This window comes from Methylophilus medardicus, assembly GCF_006363955.1.
In the GTDB taxonomy this organism is placed as follows: domain Bacteria; phylum Pseudomonadota; class Gammaproteobacteria; order Burkholderiales; family Methylophilaceae; genus Methylophilus; species Methylophilus medardensis.
On record NZ_CP040948.1, the window covers coordinates 2,519,670 to 2,535,823 of the forward strand.

Annotated in this window: 18 protein-coding genes; 2 read left to right on the forward strand and 16 right to left on the reverse strand. The window is 51.6% G+C overall.

Annotation, left to right across the window (positions count from 1 at the left end; genetic code table 11):
- Positions 1 to 2: 2 nt before the first annotated feature.
- The 8 genes from FIT99_RS11955 to cutA all read right to left on the reverse strand — a co-directional run bounded on the left by FIT99_RS11955 (position 3) and on the right by cutA (position 6,921).
- On the reverse strand, positions 3 to 866 hold the full coding sequence (locus FIT99_RS11955) for a DUF3426 domain-containing protein (RefSeq protein WP_140004484.1): 864 nt from the start codon (positions 864 to 866) through the stop codon (positions 3 to 5).
- Complete coding sequence (gene prmA, locus FIT99_RS11960; protein ID WP_189524754.1) at positions 857 to 1,759, reverse strand: 50S ribosomal protein L11 methyltransferase; 903 nt, start codon at positions 1,757 to 1,759, stop codon at positions 857 to 859. Before prmA ends, FIT99_RS11955 begins: the two co-directional genes overlap by 10 nt.
- Before the next feature lie 2 nt (positions 1,760 to 1,761).
- Positions 1,762 to 3,111 (reverse strand): acetyl-CoA carboxylase biotin carboxylase subunit, encoded by a 1,350-nt coding sequence (accC, locus tag FIT99_RS11965; protein ID WP_140004486.1) that lies wholly within the window; start codon positions 3,109 to 3,111, stop codon positions 1,762 to 1,764.
- A gap of 6 nt (positions 3,112 to 3,117) precedes the next feature.
- Positions 3,118 to 3,567: an acetyl-CoA carboxylase biotin carboxyl carrier protein gene (gene accB, locus FIT99_RS11970; protein WP_140004487.1), complete on the reverse strand. Its 450-nt coding sequence runs from the start codon at positions 3,565 to 3,567 to the stop codon at positions 3,118 to 3,120.
- A gap of 31 nt (positions 3,568 to 3,598) precedes the next feature.
- Positions 3,599 to 4,036, reverse strand: coding sequence for a type II 3-dehydroquinate dehydratase (gene aroQ, locus FIT99_RS11975; protein WP_140004488.1), 438 nt, complete (start codon positions 4,034 to 4,036; stop codon positions 3,599 to 3,601).
- Between the two features lie 194 nt (positions 4,037 to 4,230).
- The gene (locus FIT99_RS11980; protein WP_140004489.1) at positions 4,231 to 4,764 is read right to left on the reverse strand and encodes a TlpA family protein disulfide reductase; all 534 of its coding nucleotides are present in this window, start codon (positions 4,762 to 4,764) and stop codon (positions 4,231 to 4,233) included.
- Positions 4,757 to 6,571 carry a protein-disulfide reductase DsbD gene (gene dsbD, locus FIT99_RS11985; RefSeq protein WP_140004769.1) on the reverse strand — a complete coding sequence of 605 codons (1,815 nt, stop codon included), beginning with the start codon at positions 6,569 to 6,571 and terminating at the stop codon, positions 4,757 to 4,759. The genes FIT99_RS11980 and dsbD overlap by 8 nt, the downstream gene beginning before the upstream one ends.
- Before the next feature lie 5 nt (positions 6,572 to 6,576).
- A complete protein-coding gene (gene cutA, locus FIT99_RS11990) occupies positions 6,577 to 6,921 on the reverse strand; it encodes a divalent-cation tolerance protein CutA (RefSeq protein WP_140004490.1) in 345 nt (114 codons plus the stop codon).
- A gap of 29 nt (positions 6,922 to 6,950) precedes the next feature.
- Between cutA and FIT99_RS11995 the strand changes: the two genes are divergently transcribed.
- Together FIT99_RS11995 and FIT99_RS12000 are read left to right on the forward strand one after the other, a co-directional pair.
- A complete protein-coding gene (locus FIT99_RS11995) occupies positions 6,951 to 7,439 on the forward strand; it encodes an FxsA family protein (RefSeq protein ID WP_140004491.1) in 489 nt (162 codons plus the stop codon).
- 20 nt (positions 7,440 to 7,459) lie between these two features.
- A complete protein-coding gene (locus FIT99_RS12000) occupies positions 7,460 to 8,470 on the forward strand; it encodes a CDP-6-deoxy-delta-3,4-glucoseen reductase (RefSeq protein WP_140004492.1) in 1,011 nt (336 codons plus the stop codon).
- 606 nt (positions 8,471 to 9,076) lie between these two features.
- On the opposite strand, the gene hemB is transcribed toward FIT99_RS12000, so the two are convergent.
- The 8 genes from hemB to rpe all read right to left on the reverse strand — a co-directional run bounded on the left by hemB (position 9,077) and on the right by rpe (position 16,091).
- Entirely contained in the window at positions 9,077 to 10,069 is a 993-nt protein-coding gene (gene hemB, locus FIT99_RS12005; protein ID WP_140004493.1) for a porphobilinogen synthase, read from the reverse strand.
- Between the two features lie 16 nt (positions 10,070 to 10,085).
- Entirely contained in the window at positions 10,086 to 10,874 is a 789-nt protein-coding gene (gene trpC, locus FIT99_RS12010; RefSeq protein WP_140004494.1) for an indole-3-glycerol phosphate synthase TrpC, read from the reverse strand.
- A 16-nt stretch (positions 10,875 to 10,890) separates the two neighbouring features.
- Positions 10,891 to 11,379 carry a DUF3465 domain-containing protein gene (locus FIT99_RS12015; protein ID WP_140004495.1) on the reverse strand — a complete coding sequence of 163 codons (489 nt, stop codon included), beginning with the start codon at positions 11,377 to 11,379 and terminating at the stop codon, positions 10,891 to 10,893.
- Positions 11,376 to 12,401 carry an anthranilate phosphoribosyltransferase gene (gene trpD, locus FIT99_RS12020; RefSeq protein ID WP_189524755.1) on the reverse strand — a complete coding sequence of 342 codons (1,026 nt, stop codon included), beginning with the start codon at positions 12,399 to 12,401 and terminating at the stop codon, positions 11,376 to 11,378. Before trpD ends, FIT99_RS12015 begins: the two co-directional genes overlap by 4 nt.
- A complete protein-coding gene (locus tag FIT99_RS12025) occupies positions 12,401 to 12,967 on the reverse strand; it encodes an aminodeoxychorismate/anthranilate synthase component II (RefSeq protein WP_140004497.1) in 567 nt (188 codons plus the stop codon). The genes trpD and FIT99_RS12025 overlap by 1 nt, the downstream gene beginning before the upstream one ends.
- A 1-nt stretch (position 12,968) precedes the next feature.
- On the reverse strand, positions 12,969 to 14,486 hold the full coding sequence (gene trpE / locus FIT99_RS12030; RefSeq protein ID WP_140004498.1) for an anthranilate synthase component I: 1,518 nt from the start codon (positions 14,484 to 14,486) through the stop codon (positions 12,969 to 12,971).
- A 157-nt stretch (positions 14,487 to 14,643) separates the two neighbouring features.
- Positions 14,644 to 15,357: a phosphoglycolate phosphatase gene (locus FIT99_RS12035; RefSeq protein WP_140004499.1), complete on the reverse strand. Its 714-nt coding sequence runs from the start codon at positions 15,355 to 15,357 to the stop codon at positions 14,644 to 14,646.
- A 26-nt stretch (positions 15,358 to 15,383) separates the two neighbouring features.
- A complete protein-coding gene (gene rpe, locus FIT99_RS12040) occupies positions 15,384 to 16,091 on the reverse strand; it encodes a ribulose-phosphate 3-epimerase (RefSeq protein ID WP_140004500.1) in 708 nt (235 codons plus the stop codon).
- Positions 16,092 to 16,154 lie beyond the last annotated feature (63 nt).

Consider the following 16,154-nt stretch of genomic DNA (forward strand, 5'->3'; position numbering starts at 1 on the left):
TTTTAATAGGCAATGGCGACGCGAAAACCTGTGACCAATTTTTCATCCACGCCAAGCAAGACTTTAACCGCCTGCTCTTGTTGCGGCAACAGCCCAGCTGCCAGATTGGCCGAGGCGGGCAAATACTCCGCGGGACGTAGCGTTTTACGCAATACAGGTTCGTCAGCCATATTGGTCAACGTTAATTCGATCTTAGGATAGGCTTGCGCCACTGGCCCATGATTCATCAGCACGCTAGAAAACGTCAGCACCCCCTGACGTGTTTTATGCTCTTGGATATCCGCGTCATCAATGGTTAACTGCGCAATGTCCTGCGGCATGTTGACCACACAATGCAATGTCTCACAGAAACGCTGAAACAGCGGTTTGGTTTGCGGGTAATGGGCGGCGAGGCTGCTACGCATGAAATACATCGATTGCAACAGCAGCACTAAAAACAGGCCACAAGCAAAAAACACCATCAAGCGTTGACTCGCTTGAGTCTCCGGCGCAGCAGGCCGTTCATCAGCCAACGATATATCACGCAAAAAGGCCGGAATGTTCGCAGCGTGATCGCTTGCCTCTGGATGATGTACTGGCAATTCTGCTGACAATGGGTCTGGCAGAGGCAGATCAGGCACTGCTGAGGGCGGCTCAACGGCATGCGCCACTGCAGCACTTAGCTTAAAGTAGAGCGAGGCATCGGTAGCGGATTCTGTGGTACCTGAATCGGTTGAGGCGGCAGAGAGGGGTTCTAATAAATATGAACGGGCGTCAAACACATGGTCACATTCGCCGCAACGCACCTTACCGGCATAAGCTTGTAACTGCTCGTCTGTGACTTCAAATTGTGTTTGGCAGGCCGGGCAGGCCGTAATCAAGGGCATCTTCTGGTTCCCGTCAGCAAGACCCATCCATCTTGCTGGATGGGGGCATCCATTTCAAACCACGTGGCGTAATGGGCCAACAATATCTCTTGCTGGCTATCCAATATGCCAGATAATGCAACTTTGCCACCACTTTTACAAGAGCTCGCAATCACCGGCGCCAACACCATTAAGGCACTAGACAATATATTGGCGACGACGATTTCAAATGGTTCGTGCAAATACTCTGCAGAATCATAGAAAATAGCATCCACCTGATTGTTCAGCGCATTGTCACGACTGGCAATCACAGCTTGGGTATCAATATCCACGCCGGTTGCACTTTGTGCACCAAGTTTTTTTGCGGCGATGGCCAAGATACCGGAGCCACAACCGTAATCAAGCACATTCGCTGTGGCTAATAAGGGTTTCGGCAGTTGCGCCAACCAGCTCAAACACAAATGCGTGGTCGGATGGCTACCTGTACCAAAAGCAAGACCCGGATCGAGTACGATATTAATCGCATCCGCATTGGGGGCTTGGTGCCAGGAGGGCACGATCCAAAGATCATCCGTCACGCGTATTGGGTCGAACTGGGCTTGCGTCGCGCGCACCCAGTCCTGCTCCTCAATCTGTTCGAGCTGATATTTCAGCCCATCCAGCCCCAGCTCGGCTTGTACGTTAGCCAGCAAGGTTTGAATGTCTGCATCAGCCTCTAGCATCGCAGTGACTACATTTTGCTGCCAAATACCCGGCGGCGGATCGCCAGGTTCGCCAAAAATAGCCTGCTCGGCCAAGGTGTCCGCATGCGCATCTTCGATACTCACAGACAGCGCGCCGTGCGCCATCAGCACATCGCTGAGCGCATCTGCCTGCGGTTCGGTCGATTGAATTTTAAGTAACAACCAATGCAAGATTATTTCGAGCTGATACCCAGCTTCTGCTCCAAATAGTGAATGCTGGTGCCGCCTTGTTGAAAGGCCAGATCAGCCATCAGGTCAGCATGCAATGCAGTATTGGTTTTAATGCCTTCGACATACATCTCGGACAATGCCACACGCATTCTGGCAATCGCTTGTTCACGGGTGGCGCCATGTGTAATCAGCTTACCGATCATCGAATCATAGTGCGGAGGCACGGTATATCCGCCATAAACGTGCGTATCCATGCGCACACCTGGGCCGCCGGGCATATGAAAACGGTTAATAAAGCCTGGTGAGGGAACGAAAGTGTAAGGATCTTCAGCGTTAATACGACACTCGATGGCGTGGCCGTTCAGTACGATATCACGCTGACGGAATGGCAGTTTCTCACCTGCTGCAATGAAGATTTGCTGTTGCACCAGATCAATCCCAGTGATCATTTCAGTCACGGTATGCTCTACCTGTAAACGGGTGTTCATTTCAATGAAATAAAACTCGCCGTTTTCATACAAAAACTCAAAGGTGCCTGCACCACGGTATTTAATTTTGCGGCAAGCTTCCGCACAACGCTCACCAATCTTGTCGCGCACGCGCTCTGGCAACAAAGGGGATGGCGCTTCTTCAATGATTTTTTGGTGACGACGTTGCATCGAACAATCGCGGTCACCCAAATACACGGCGTTTCCATGCTGGTCCGCGAGAATCTGAATCTCGATGTGACGCGGGTTCTCAAGAAACTTTTCCATGTACACCATGGGGTTACCAAATGCGGTTTGTGCCTCTGCTTTAGTCATATTGACCGCGTTGAGCAACGCCGCTTCGGTGTGCACCACACGCATCCCACGACCACCACCGCCACCAGCCGCTTTGATGATCACCGGATAACCCACACGTTTGGCGGTTTTGATGATCTCTACTGGGTCGTCATTCAGCGCACCATCCGAACCAGGAACGCAGGGCACGCCCGCTTTTCTCATGGCTTCTTTGGCCGATACTTTGTCGCCCATTAAACGAATGGTCTCTGCACGCGGGCCAATAAAGACAAACCCACTTTGCTCAACACGTTCGGCAAAATCCGCATTTTCAGATAAAAAGCCATAACCGGGGTGGATGGCTTGCGCATCGGTCACTTCAGCAGCGCTAATCACCGCCGGAATATTTAAATAGCTCTTAGCGGAAGGCGCGGGGCCAATACAAACTGACTCATCTGCCAGCTTAACGTATTTGGCATCACGATCGGCCTCAGAGTGCACGGCGACCGTTTTAATCCCCAACTCACGGCAGGCACGTTGCACACGCAAGGCAATTTCACCGCGGTTGGCAATGAGTATTTTCTCAAACATAGTGGCTTAACCAATCAGGAACAATGGTTCGCCGTATTCGACAGGCTGACCGTTTTCAACAAAAATCTTCTTAATCACGCCGGTGTATTCGCTCTCAATTTCGTTGAGCAGCTTCATGGCTTCAATAATACACAGCGTTTCACCGGTGCTCACACTACTGCCAATGTCGACAAATGATTTTGCATCCGGCGAGGAAGCACGATAGAACGTGCCCACCATCGGCGATTTGACGACCTGGCCTTCAAGCACTTCAGCTGGTGCGGCAACAGGCGCAGCAGCAGCGACTGGCGCAGCGGGTGCTGGTGCCGGCGCGGACACGTATTGCGTTACCGGCGCAGCCGTTGGCGCCATGGCGCGACTGATACGAACTTTTTCCTCACCTTCGGTCAGTTCCAGTTCGGAAATCCCCGATTCCTCTACCAAATCAATCAATTTTTTGAGTTTGCGTAAATCCATAAAAGCCTCGAATGTAAGTGTTTTAGTGTTATTAGAGTTGTTGGATGTAGCGATAAGCGGCGAAGTATCCCTCTGCGCCCAGGCCGCAAATCACGGCCGTTGCAATATCGCTGAAGTAAGAATGGTGTCGAAAAGACTCACGTGCATGCACATTGGATAGATGCACCTCAATAAAAGGTATTTTGACTGTTGAAAGTGCATCTCGAATGGCTACAGAAGTGTGTGTGAATGCGGCTGGATTGATGATGACATAATCGACGCGATTCACTGAGAGGGCATGTATTTTGTCGATAATATCGGCTTCTGAATTACTTTGAAACGTATCCAGTCGCGCATGATCGGCATGCGCAAGGTCTTGCAGACGCTGGTTGATATCTGCAAGCGTTTGGCTACCATAATGCTGCGGCTCACGGGTGCCTAGCATATTCAAATTGGGTCCGTGAATCACCAGGATAGATTTGGCGCCCATTTCAAATGCCTCTCATCGAGAAAAATACAACCTTCATGGCGTCGAAGTTTGCCGAAGTTATTGCATTTTGTCCAGAGAAATTCGCAGTTTAAAGAAAGTTGAAAGTCGCCAATCTTTCCTAAAACGTGGGTGGTATTGCAGCGAACAGGCGGGAATTCAGGGGGCGCCGGTAGAAGAATTTATACCAAAAACAACTACAAATTTAGTGCATCTTGCAGCATTTTACGGCTGACTCGACCAAAGAAAATTTGCTTGACCTCCCCTTGCGCCGAAAGGATGACGGTATAAGGCAACACCCCCTTGTGGTTACCCAAGGCCTCAGCCAAAGGCAAGCCTTCGTTTTCAGCGATCAGCAGCGGGTAGCTCACCGGGGTGCTGGCTGCAAACTCATGCACTGCGGCGGCTTCATCTATTGCAAGCCCCACGACTGAAATCTCTGGATGGGCGGTGGCTAAGGCAGAAATTTCGGGCATCTCTTCGCGGCATGGCTCGCACCACGTGGCCCAAAAATTAACGATGAGTGGTTTGCCTTTAAATTGCGATAATGCATAGGATTTCCCAGCTGCATCAGACAGGGTAGATGCCCAAAACGGGGCGACGGCTTCGAGACTTGGTAAGGCAGATTGGGTCGCCATGAACTGATCGCGATTGAGATAAAGCCAGCGAAATCCGCTTCCCAACACAACCACCAATAATAGCGTCATCACGACACGGGCAACATTACGCATTGGGCGATCTTTCTATGGATGTTAAGGGCAACGCGCGTACGCTGCGCAGAAAGCGCTCTGCGTCTTGATAGCCTTTGATCACGGGCGACGAGGCTTGACCTTGCGCGTTAAAAAAGACAATGCCTGGCGGACCAAATAAGGCAAATTGCTTCAACAATGCTGCATCTTCAGGCAAATTATCAGTGACATCTGCCTGCAACAAGACAAAGCCTTGTAAAGCATCGCGCACCTTGCGGTCTGTGAACACAAATTGCTCGTACTCTTTACAAGACACACACCAATCTGCATAAAAATCTAGCATCACTGGTTTGCCGTTTGCAGCTTTCAATTGCTGCGCCAGCGCTTCGACGCTGCGCACACGCTGAAACACCAATGGCTGCACCTGTGCAGAGGGCGCAGCGGTCACATTTTGCAATGGTTGCAGTGGCGAGCGGGCGCCTGACAACGCGCCAATGAGCAGCGCCACGCCATATAGCAACAACATCACAGCAAAGCCTTTAAACAAACGTTGCGTCGGATGTGCTGCCTCAGGCAGCGGATCCATCGCGCGTAAGTAGATCGCCGGCAGAATACACCAAGCCGCCCATAATCCTAACTGCACTGCGACCGGCACGATGGGGCTGACAATCCAAATCGCGACACCCAGCATCAGCACCCCAAACAGCCGACGAACGGTATTCATCCATTCCCCCGCCTTTGGTAATAGCGTGCCTGCAGAGGCGCCAATCAATAATAATGGCACACCCATGCCCAAAGACAATGAGAACAGCGCCACGCCGCCCAGCACCACATCGTGGGTTTGGCTGATATAGAGCAAGGCCCCCGCCAACGGGGCGGCAACGCAAGGGCTGATGATCAAAGCAGACATCGCGCCCATTAAAAAGTCACTGAATAAATGCCCACCTTTGAACCGGTTGCTCCAGTGAAAAAAGGTATTCTCGATCGCACTGGGCAGTTTCAACTCGTAATAACCGAACATCGAAAACGACAACACCACAAAAATCAGGGCCCCGATGACAAGCGCAACCGGCGTTTGCAACGCGTTACTCAGCAACTGGCCAGACAAGCCCGCGGCCACGCCCGCCAGGGTGTAGGTCAAGCACATACCTAAGGTATAAGCCAATGAGAGCGTAAAGGCCTTGCCGCGCGACACGTGCGCGTTTTTACCCACAATAATGCCGGACAAAATCGGAATCATTGGGAACACACAGGGCGTCAATGCTAGCAACAGGCCTGCGCCAAAGAATCCAGCCACAATCTGCCACCAGCGACCAGAGGATAACAACCTACCAGAAAAATCCTCCTCTTCTTGCGGCGCCACCGATGATGGCATTGGTGATGACTTTGGCGCTGCGGCCGTTACGTTGGTAGAGAGTGCTAGTGATTTGATTTGCGGCGGGTAACACAAGCCTTTTTCGCTGCAACCCTGATAACGGATTTGAATATTTGCTGGCGGCGAACGATGAAACGTCAGCGTCGCGAGGGTGTCATGATGAAACACTTGCTGCTCACCAAAATTCGGATCTTTTTTTATCTCGCCAGCGGGCAGACTTATGCTGGCCGCATCTGCAGCGGGGGCGATCAGCTGAATACGTTCACGGTATAGATAATGGCCAGGTGCGACAGAGAACTTGATCTGTGCATGGTTAGCATCCACCATCGCCGCCTCCACCTTGAAGGCCTCATCGACCGGCAAAAATTCCTCGCTGTCATCCGCCGTAAACAGTTTCGAGAGCTGTGTTGCCGCATGCAGTGGGGATAGGGCGCACAATAGCGCCACCAGCATGACCCAGCTTCTTAACCAAATTGTGTTCAACGATTCACTCCTGCACCTTTTGTTTCTGCCGCGACCCATGCCAAATATGCTGGCAAACCTACGTCCACATGGATGCCTACAATCTCAGGAAGTTCATAAGGATGCAGCATCCGTAGCTTAGTCTCACATGCGGCATAAACCTTACGCGATGTTTTAATCGTGAGGCCAATTTCTTCTGCACGCTCTATTTGTCCCTGCCATTGATAGATCGAAGTAACGGGGCTTGAAATATTGACGCATGCCGCCAACTTCTCTGTAAGCAGTGTCTGTGCGATCTGCTCCGCACAATGCCTATTCGGTACATGCGTAAACACGATTATAATTTCTTCTGTAGGCGTCATCGGCGCTGACTCATAGACAGGATTCTGACATGCGTTTTCTCATCTTTGCTATTCTACTGGCTTTTCCGTTTGTGGAGATAGCTATCCTGATCGAACTCAGTCAGCGCTATGGCTGGTGGGTGCTTGCCTATTTGATCATCATTGCTTATCTCGGGATTCGGCTCATACGCAGTGAAAAAGACTTGATTGCAGCACGTATGTTTCAGCAAATGGGGTCAGGTAGCAATCCGATCGTCGCCTTGTTTGCGACCGCCAGAAATATGTTTGCGGGTGTGCTGTTGCTGATTCCCGGGGTGATCAGCGACCTCATTGCTGTCATACTGTTACTGATCCCGGCCAAACAGCCGATGGGCGGCGGACAGGCCCACCAAAATAGCCACGCGCACCACCGCGCCAGCGCCAATGATGCGGTGATTGAAGGCGAGTTTACCGAAATTGATGAGTCCAACCCGCACCGATCCAAGCCAATCCCGCATCAGCCAACGAATAATGTGGTGCATCTGCCACGCAAAGATTAACCCACAGAAATCCATGCATTATGAACCATGTCCTGATTGAAAATAGCGGCCATACGTTTGACGTACGTCCCAGCCAAACCGTCCTCGAGGCAGCCATTGAGGCAGGCATCAACCTGCCTTATGGTTGTCGTAACGGCGCGTGTGGCGCATGTAAGGGCAAGATTCTGACGGGCAAAGTCATGCATGATGATTTTCAGGGTAGCGCATTGTCGGAGGCAGAACTGGCGGCAGGCATGTCTTTGTTTTGCTGTGCACGCCCGCTTGAAGACCTGGTGATCGAATGCCGACAGATTGACATGGTGCAAGGCATCAAACCACGCATATTACCGGTACGCATTCAGCACAAAGCGCAAATTGGCGATGACGTCATGGTGCTACATTTACAGCTTCCGGGCACCGAGCAGCTCAGTTTTATGGCGGGTCAATATGTTGAATTTTTGCTCAAAGATGGCCGTCGTCGTGCCTTTTCCATTGCGAATGCACCCCACGAAAAAGGCTTTCTCGAGTTACATATCCGTAAGATTTCAGGCGGTCATTTTACCGAGCAAGTATTCAATGACATGCCGCTGAAAACCATTTTACGCATTGAGGCACCGCTGGGTAGCTTCTTTTTGCGAGAGCAGAGTGACAAACCCATTCTCATGGTCGCCGGCGGCACGGGCTTTGCGCCGGTCAAAGGCATGATAGAACACATGATTTTCAACAACATCCAGCGCCCTGTGTATCTTTACCGCGGCGCGCGACAAGTCAGCGATCTATATATGGACGACCTTTGCCAGCGCTGGACCCAGTTCATGCCAAATATTCAATACATCCCAGTGATTTCCGAGGGACACACGGCAGATGCCTGGACCGGGCGTGGCGGTTTGGTGCATCAGGCGGTGCTTGAAGATCACCCTGATTTGAGCGGATTTGAGGCATATGTTTGTGGCGCTCCGGGCATGGTGGATATTGCTAAAGAGACATTTGTGAAGCAAGGATTACCAGAAGAAGCGTTTTACAGTGATGCGTTTACGTTTGCGCCTAAATGAATGATATTTGGATTGGGCCATCTGTTCCGCAGATGCGTTTTTTCTGCAGTTTAGACTGATCAGCTAGGCTATTTAAAGCTGACTAGATTGATGAATCATTTATTTCGCCTTTAGGCGACCGTTCTTTCTTATGCTTGTCCATAAGAAAGAACGCAAAGAACAAGACACCCTAGCTTCCGCTTGTTTCCTGCGTTGCTCGCCAAAATAAGCGCTCGCGTAACTCGACCTTGCAGCGCACAAAATGCATGCGCTGCTGCGGGACTCGGACAGCCGCTCGCTTCACCTTCTTTTGTCTGCGCTACTCGGGGCGGCAGATAGGGGCCCGAAACACCATGAGCGCCACCGTTCGTAGATTCAAGAAAAGAATTTGAGTTTTTAAACGTCCAAACTTCTACGCCGTGAGTTTGGCGAGAAAAATCCCATCCCATCACGCTCAGTAGCGGAGACGAAGTGCCTAGGGCGAGTTTCGTTAACCGCCCACACTGATGGGCAACGCAGGAATCAGGCGGAGGCTAGGGTGCATTTCTTTTACTAACTTATTATTTGGGCAATCAAAAAAAGTCACTCGCATAAAGCGAAAGCTTAAGCACCTTCTTTGTAAAGAGCTTATTTCAACCATCTCGCGATATCCATCGCATAGTAAGTCAACACACCATCTGCCCCGGCACGTTTAAAGCCAAGCATCGCCTCGAGAACACAGGCTTTTTCATCCAGCCAGCCATTTTGCGCAGCGGCTTTGAGCATGGCGTATTCACCACTCACATGATAAGCATAGGTGGGCACGCCAAACTCGTCTTTGACGCGGCGCACAATGTCTAAGTAAGGCATGCCTGGCTTGACCATCACCATGTCAGCACCTTCTTCTAAGTCCAGTGCGACTTCTTTCAATGCCTCGTCAGTATTCGCTGGATCCATTTGATAGTTGTATTTGTTGCCCTTGCCCAGATTGCCGGCAGAGCCCACTGCGTCGCGGAACGGGCCATAGAACGCAGAAGCGTATTTGGCGGAATAAGCCAAAATACGTGTATAAATGTAACGATGCTCTTCGAGCGCGTCACGAATGGCGCCGATCCGGCCATCCATCATGTCCGAGGGCGCCACCACATCGGCCCCAGCTTCTGCGTGACAAAGTGCCTGCTTGACCAGCACCTCAACCGTTTCGTCGTTGAGCACGTAGCCGGTATCATCAATCAATCCATCCTGACCATGCGTGGTGTAAGGATCGAGCGCAACATCCGTAATCACCCCCAACGCAGGAAACGCCTGTTTCAGCGCACGCACGGTGCGCGGCACGAGACCCTGCGGGTTATAGGCCTCTTTGGCATCCAGACTCTTATACGTTTGGGGCACCACCGGAAACAACGCTAACGCCGGAATACCCAGCTTGACACATTCGGCAGCGGTATTGAGCAACACATCGAGGCTTTGTCGCTGCACGCCCGGCATCGATTTGACGTCTTCAACCTTGCCTTCGCCTTCCAACACAAATACTGGATAGATCAGATCATCCACGGTCAGAACGTTTTCACGCATCAGACGGCGTGAAAAATCATCTTTGCGCATGCGGCGAGGACGAATGGCGAGAAATTGATGGCTCATGGCAGTCCTTTCGTGATTATCCAAACACTCTTGCCAGTTCGGCACCAGGATCATCTTGACGCATAAACGCCTCACCCACCAAAAAGCCGTTGACATCGTGGCTGCGCATCAACGCCACATCTTCTGGGGTAAAGATGCCAGACTCCGTGACCACAAAGCGGTCTTCCGGCGTTTTTTCTAGTAGGTCCAGCGTGGTTTGCAAGCTCACATCAAAGGTACGCAGATTGCGGTTGTTGATGCCGAGCAAAGGCGTTTCAAGCTGCAACGCCAGCGCCAGCTCGTCGGCATCATGCACTTCAACCAATACGGCCATGCCGAGGTTATGTGCGGCCAACTCCAATGCTTGCATCTGTGCCAACTCAAGCGCGGCCACAATCAACAGTACACAATCGGCCCCCATGGCACGGGCTTCGAAAATTTGATAAGGATCTATCATAAAGTCTTTGCGCAACACGGGGAGTTTGCAAGCCGCGCGCGCCTGCTTAAGATAAGCGGCTGACCCTTGGAAATATTGCTCGTCGGTGAGCACGGATAAGCAAGCCGCACCGCCTTTTTCGTAGCTTTTGGCGATCTCAGCCGGATTAAAGTCCGCGCGGATAATCCCTTTGGATGGGCTGGCTTTTTTGATTTCTGCAATCACCGCGGGTTTATTAGCATCCACTTTTTTCACAATATTGCCGATAAAGTCCCGGCAATCTGGTTGATTCAGGGCTTCTTCACGCATGGCTTCGAGTGGTTTGAGTGCTTTCGCTTTGGCGACTTCATCGCGTTTGGTCGCTAAAATTTTATTCAGGATATCGGACATAATCTGCTTGCATGCCTTATTCGTAAGTGTGATGTTGATGTGTAATCCAGCCGTGCTGCTGACCCTGCGGATCGTGATGTGTCCAGTGCATGATGCCGCCTTTGGGGTTGTAAATATACTCCCCTCTAAATTCCACCCTTTCGCCGACGGCCAAATGTTCAATCCTGGGCGCTAAATCAATATTATGGGCAAACAACAGCGTTTGCTCAGGTGAAATACTGACCAAAAAACGCTGATGCTTGGCGCCCTGCTGATCATCTGGCAGCAGTTTCTTCACCACGCCATGGCCTTGCAACCAAACGTGGCTTTGTTTTTGGGCAAACGCTTCTGCCACCGCTTGCGTGTCTGCCAGGCGAGTATTCGAAAGCGCGGGTAGGCTCTGCGCTTGCGCTGACGACTTAACCTCAATCGCGGATTGCGGAGCGTTGTGGCCGCTCTCTGGCGGCGCCGACTGCACACAACCCGTTAAAGCAACAAGCCATAGCCAGCTGATCGCTTGTTTCATGCGGCTTGGCTCAAGGCTTTCAGTTGCTGCAATTTGGTTTGCGCAGCGCCTGAGTCAATCGACTGCGCGGCTTTGACTAACCCCGCCTTGAGATCGCTAGCCAATCCCGAAACATAGATCGCTGCGCCCGCATTGAGCAAGACAATATCTCGTGCCGGCCCTTTTTGGCCTGCAAATACTTCAAGGATGATTTCGCTAGAATGCTGCGCACTCTCGACCCGGATACTGTTGATATCATGCAATGGCATTCCAAATTGCACCGGATTCAGTGTGTACTCTGTGATTGCACCGGCTTTGAGTTCAGCCACGTAGGTGTCTGCAGAAAAAGAAATCTCATCCATGTCATCCGCACTGTGCACCACCATCACGTGTTCGCTGCCCAGCGTGTGGAGTGTCTGCGCCAACAGCGGTACTAAATCACGATGAAAAACACCCAGCACCTGCCGTTTGGCGCCCGCTGGATTGGTCATGGGACCCAGTAGGTTAAACAAGGTACGCACCCCAAGCTCGCGGCGGACCGGTGCTGCATATTTCATGGCGGCATGGTGGTTGGGGGCAAACATGAAGCCTATCCCCACTTCGTTCACACAACGGGCCACCTGCTCAGCACTCAGCCCAATGTTAACGCCCAATGCTTCTAGTACATCGGCAGAGCCACTTTTGGACGAGGCGGCGCGACCACCATGCTTGGCGATGCGCGCGCCGGCACCGGCGGCAACAAAGGCCGAGGCGGTTGATACGTTAAATGCTTTGTTGGGCGCACCGCCAGTGCCGCAGGTATCAATTAAATGCGCACGGTCATCAATCACCACTTTGCTAGACAGCTCACGCATCACTTGAGCGGCGGCGGCAATCTCGGTGACGGTCTCCCCCTTGACGCGCAGCGCCATTAAAAACCCGGCAATTTGCGTCGTCGTAAATTCACCGCTCATGATCTGACGCATGATCTCTAGCATGTCTTCATGGCTAAAATCCGTGTGGTCAATCAGTCGCTGCAGCGCAATTTTAGGGGTGATGTTCATCAGTACCCCTTCAAAAAATTATCCAATAACTCGTGACCATATTCGGTGAGGATAGATTCGGGGTGAAACTGCACGCCCTCGACAGCCAGCGTTTTATGTTTGACGCCCATGATCTCGCCGTCTTCTGTCCAAGCGGTAATCTCCAAGCAATCCGGAATGGTTTCGCGCTCAATCACCAAAGAGTGATAACGCGTCGCCGTATAAGGATTGGGCAGATTGCGAAATACCCCGGTATTGGTATGGTGGATCAATGACGTTTTACCATGCATCAAGGTCTTGGCTTTAATGATGTTGCCGCCAAACGCTTGACCGATACTTTGATGGCCCAAGCACACCCCCAATAAGGGGATTTTCCCAGCAAATGCATGAATCAGCGGCACTGAGATCCCTGCTTCGTTTGGCGTACAAGGCCCAGGGGAAATCACGATCTTCTCTGGCTGCATGGCTTCAATTTGCGCCAACGTGATTTCATCGTTTCGGTGCACGTGGACATCTTGTCCCAACTCGCCAAAATACTGCACGAGGTTGTAGGTAAAAGAGTCGTAGTTATCTATCATCAACAACATATCAGGCTCCATTTCCTGCATGGGTTTGTATGTGGGCGGCCGGATTATCCAAACCCGCTTGCACCAGTTCGGCGGCGCGAATCACCGCTTTCGCTTTGTTTTGGGTCTCGTCCCACTCCGATTGCGGCACCGAGTCAGCCACAATGCCTGCCCCTGCTTGCACATAGAGTTTTTTGTCTTTAATCACTGCCGTGCGAATGGCAATGGCCACATCCATATCGCCATTAAAACCCAAGTAACCGACGGCGCCAGCATAAATCCCCCGTTTAGAGGGCTCAAGCGTCTCGATAATTTCCATCGCCCGCACTTTGGGTGCCCCAGACACCGTGCCGGCTGTGAAGGTCGCTTTCAACACATCAATGGCATCGAGCCCGGGCCTGAGCTGGCCTTCGACGTTGCTGACGATATGCATGACATGCGAATATCGCTCAATCGTCATGTTGTCGGTGACTTTCACCGTGCCCGTGAGCGCGACGCGCCCCACATCGTTGCGCCCCAGATCCATCAGTTGCACATGCTCGGCCCGCTCTTTGGGATCGGCGAGTAACTCTGCCTCAAGCGCCAAGTCATGGTCGCGGTTTTTGCCACGTGGGCGAGTGCCGGCAATTGGACGAGAAGTGACGGTGGTGTCCTCAAGACGCACCAAAATCTCAGGTGAAGCCCCCACCACATGATGGTCATCCATGTCATAGTAGAACATATAAGGCGAAGGGTTGAGGCTACGCAATGCGCGGTAAAGGCTCAGCGGGGAGGCATCAAAATCTTGCACCATGCGCTGGCTCAATACCACCTGCATGATGTCACCCTCTAGGATGTACTGTTGCGCTCTTTGCACTGCAGCTTTAAAGTTAGCCTCGCCAAACTCAGACACCGCCTGCGTTTTGCCAGTCGGCAACGCCAACGGGATATCGACTTGTTTGCGTAGCTTAGCCAACAAGGTCAACATGCGCGCGCATGCAGCCTCATAGGCATTGGGCGCCGACGGATCGGCATAAACAATAAAATATAATTTTCCAGACAGGTTATCGACGACCGCAATTTCTTCGGACACCATCAACAAAATATCCGGCACGCCAATCGCATCTGGCTTTTTGTGCTTGCCCAAGCGCTTTTCAATGTATTGAATGGTTTCATAACCGAAATAGCCGGCCAGGCCGCCGGTAAACCGTGGCAGGCCTTCGTAAGGCGGCGTTTTAAAGCGCGCTTGAAAAGTCTTAATAAAATCCAGGGGATTTTGATCTGTGTGCGACTCAATAACCTGACCGCCTTGCATCACCTGCAAGGCATTGTCTCGCACCACAATGCGGGTGGTGGCTGGCAGGCCAATAATCGAATAACGCCCAAAACGTTCGCCACCTTGCACGCTTTCGAGCAGATAAGAGTAAGGTTGATTGGCCAGCTTTAAATACAATGACAGCGGGGTGTCTAGATCGGCTGAGGTTTCCATGACCAGTGGAATGCGGTTGTAACCTTGCGCAGTGAGCGCGTCAAATTCGGTTTTGCTTAGCGTACTTAACATGATGCTTTTTCCAGTGTAATTCGTTGAGGTTGCTGCGTAAAAACATTACAACAGCGTGGTGCAAATGGCGTACACCTGCGCGTGGGGCAGGGCTAGCCTCGCCACGAACGACGCCAGCTTAATACTGGCCAACTGGAAGAATGATGAGCACAAAACATCATGATATATAGGTCATTTTTTTGGTATGCCCGCTTAAGAGAGCGGGTAACTCCAGCAAGTTCACCAACTCGGTGAGTTGCTTCACGGTGGCATCTACCGTCGCGACATCAATAGCGCGACCTTGATTATACCCATAAGGAACGGTCACGACAAAGCATCCGGCGGCTTGCGCGGCCTGAATATCGGTTTCTGAGTCGCCAACCATCATAGCCTCGGCGGGCAAGATGCCTAAGGTTTGGCAAATATGCAACAAGGGCAATGGGTCAGGTTTTTTCTTCGGCAGGCTATCGCCCGAGACCACCACCTCAAAAAAATCTGCCAATCCAGCCTGCTGCAATAGCGGCAACGTAAATTTTTCAGGTTTGTTGGTCACACAGGCCAATCGGTAGCCTTGCACTTTTAACTGTGTTAATGCGGGCATCACACCCTCAAACGCCTGACTCAAGTGCGCATTGGCAGCATAAAAACCATGATAAAGGCGCTCAGCGTCGGCAAATAAGGTGGCTGAGGGCGCAACCGGCATGCTATCGGCCAGACAGCGCTGGATTAGCCGTTGCGCCCCTTCGCCGATGTAGCTGGTAATTTGCGCTTGCGGCAGCATCGGCCTGCCTAAGCCCACCAGCATACGATTGGCCGCCTCGGCGATTTGAGGCGCGGTATCAAGCAAGGTGCCGTCCAGATCGAACATCACCAGCCTCACTTGAAACCGCATGTTTCTACCCCTGCAATGCTTTAAATTTACACCGTTGCGAGCGCAGCGCGTAACTGACCGACAATGGTGTCATAACGGTTAGGGTCGGTATCTTTACCCGCACCAAACACGGCACTACCTGCAACGAATGTATCGGCACCCGCTTTGGCGATATCAGCGATGTTGTTTGCATTCACACCACCATCGACTTCAAGCCAGATCTGGCGGCCTGATTTTTCGGTGTAGGCATCAATACGCGCACGCGCTTGTTTCAGCTTATCCAGCGTCGCTGGAATAAACTTTTGACCACCAAAACCTGGGTTAACAGACATCAGCAAAATCATGTCGACTTTATCCATCACGTAGTCAAGATAATGCAATGGTGTAGCAGGGTTAAATACCAAACCAGCCTTGCAACCGCTGTCGCGGATCAATGCCAGACTGCGGTCAATATGATCAGAGGCTTCTGGGTGAAACGTAATAATGTCAGCACCGGCTTTGGCAAAGTCGGGAATAATGCGATCGACCGGCTTAACCATCAGGTGCACATCAATCAATGCGCCTGCATTGTGAGACAGTTCGCGAATCGCGTCGCAAACCAGCGGCCCAATGGTTAAATTGGGAACGTAATGGTTATCCATCACGTCAAAGTGCACGATATCTGTGCCAGATTTGATTACGTTTTCGATTTCCTGACCCAACTTTGCAAAGTTGGCAGACAGAATACTGGGGGCGATGCGGAAAGTTTTGTCCATGCGCGAATGTTCCGTGAATTAATCTGAATAAATATTTAACAAAACCAATATTTTAACGCCATT

Excerpts from the sequence above, each read along its gene's own strand:
- FIT99_RS11955 (WP_140004484.1), bottom strand. The coding sequence starts at position 866 with ATGCCCTTGATTACGGCCTGCCCGGCCTGCCAAACACAATTTGAAGTC.
- accC (WP_140004486.1), bottom strand. The coding sequence starts at position 3,111 with ATGTTTGAGAAAATACTCATTGCCAACCGCGGTGAAATTGCCTTGCGT.
- accB (WP_140004487.1), bottom strand. The coding sequence starts at position 3,567 with ATGGATTTACGCAAACTCAAAAAATTGATTGATTTGGTAGAGGAATCG.
- aroQ (WP_140004488.1), bottom strand. The coding sequence starts at position 4,036 with ATGGGCGCCAAATCTATCCTGGTGATTCACGGACCCAATTTGAATATG.
- FIT99_RS11980 (WP_140004489.1), bottom strand. The coding sequence starts at position 4,764 with ATGCGTAATGTTGCCCGTGTCGTGATGACGCTATTATTGGTGGTTGTG.
- cutA (WP_140004490.1), bottom strand. The coding sequence starts at position 6,921 with ATGACGCCTACAGAAGAAATTATAATCGTGTTTACGCATGTACCGAAT.
- FIT99_RS11995 (WP_140004491.1), top strand. The coding sequence starts at position 6,951 with ATGCGTTTTCTCATCTTTGCTATTCTACTGGCTTTTCCGTTTGTGGAG.
- FIT99_RS12000 (WP_140004492.1), top strand. The coding sequence starts at position 7,460 with ATGAACCATGTCCTGATTGAAAATAGCGGCCATACGTTTGACGTACGT.
- hemB (WP_140004493.1), bottom strand. The coding sequence starts at position 10,069 with ATGAGCCATCAATTTCTCGCCATTCGTCCTCGCCGCATGCGCAAAGAT.
- trpC (WP_140004494.1), bottom strand. The coding sequence starts at position 10,874 with ATGTCCGATATCCTGAATAAAATTTTAGCGACCAAACGCGATGAAGTC.
- FIT99_RS12015 (WP_140004495.1), bottom strand. The coding sequence starts at position 11,379 with ATGAAACAAGCGATCAGCTGGCTATGGCTTGTTGCTTTAACGGGTTGT.
- trpD (WP_189524755.1), bottom strand. The coding sequence starts at position 12,401 with ATGAACATCACCCCTAAAATTGCGCTGCAGCGACTGATTGACCACACG.
- FIT99_RS12025 (WP_140004497.1), bottom strand. The coding sequence starts at position 12,967 with ATGTTGTTGATGATAGATAACTACGACTCTTTTACCTACAACCTCGTG.
- trpE (WP_140004498.1), bottom strand. The coding sequence starts at position 14,486 with ATGTTAAGTACGCTAAGCAAAACCGAATTTGACGCGCTCACTGCGCAA.
- FIT99_RS12035 (WP_140004499.1), bottom strand. The coding sequence starts at position 15,357 with ATGCGGTTTCAAGTGAGGCTGGTGATGTTCGATCTGGACGGCACCTTG.
- rpe (WP_140004500.1), bottom strand. The coding sequence starts at position 16,091 with ATGGACAAAACTTTCCGCATCGCCCCCAGTATTCTGTCTGCCAACTTT.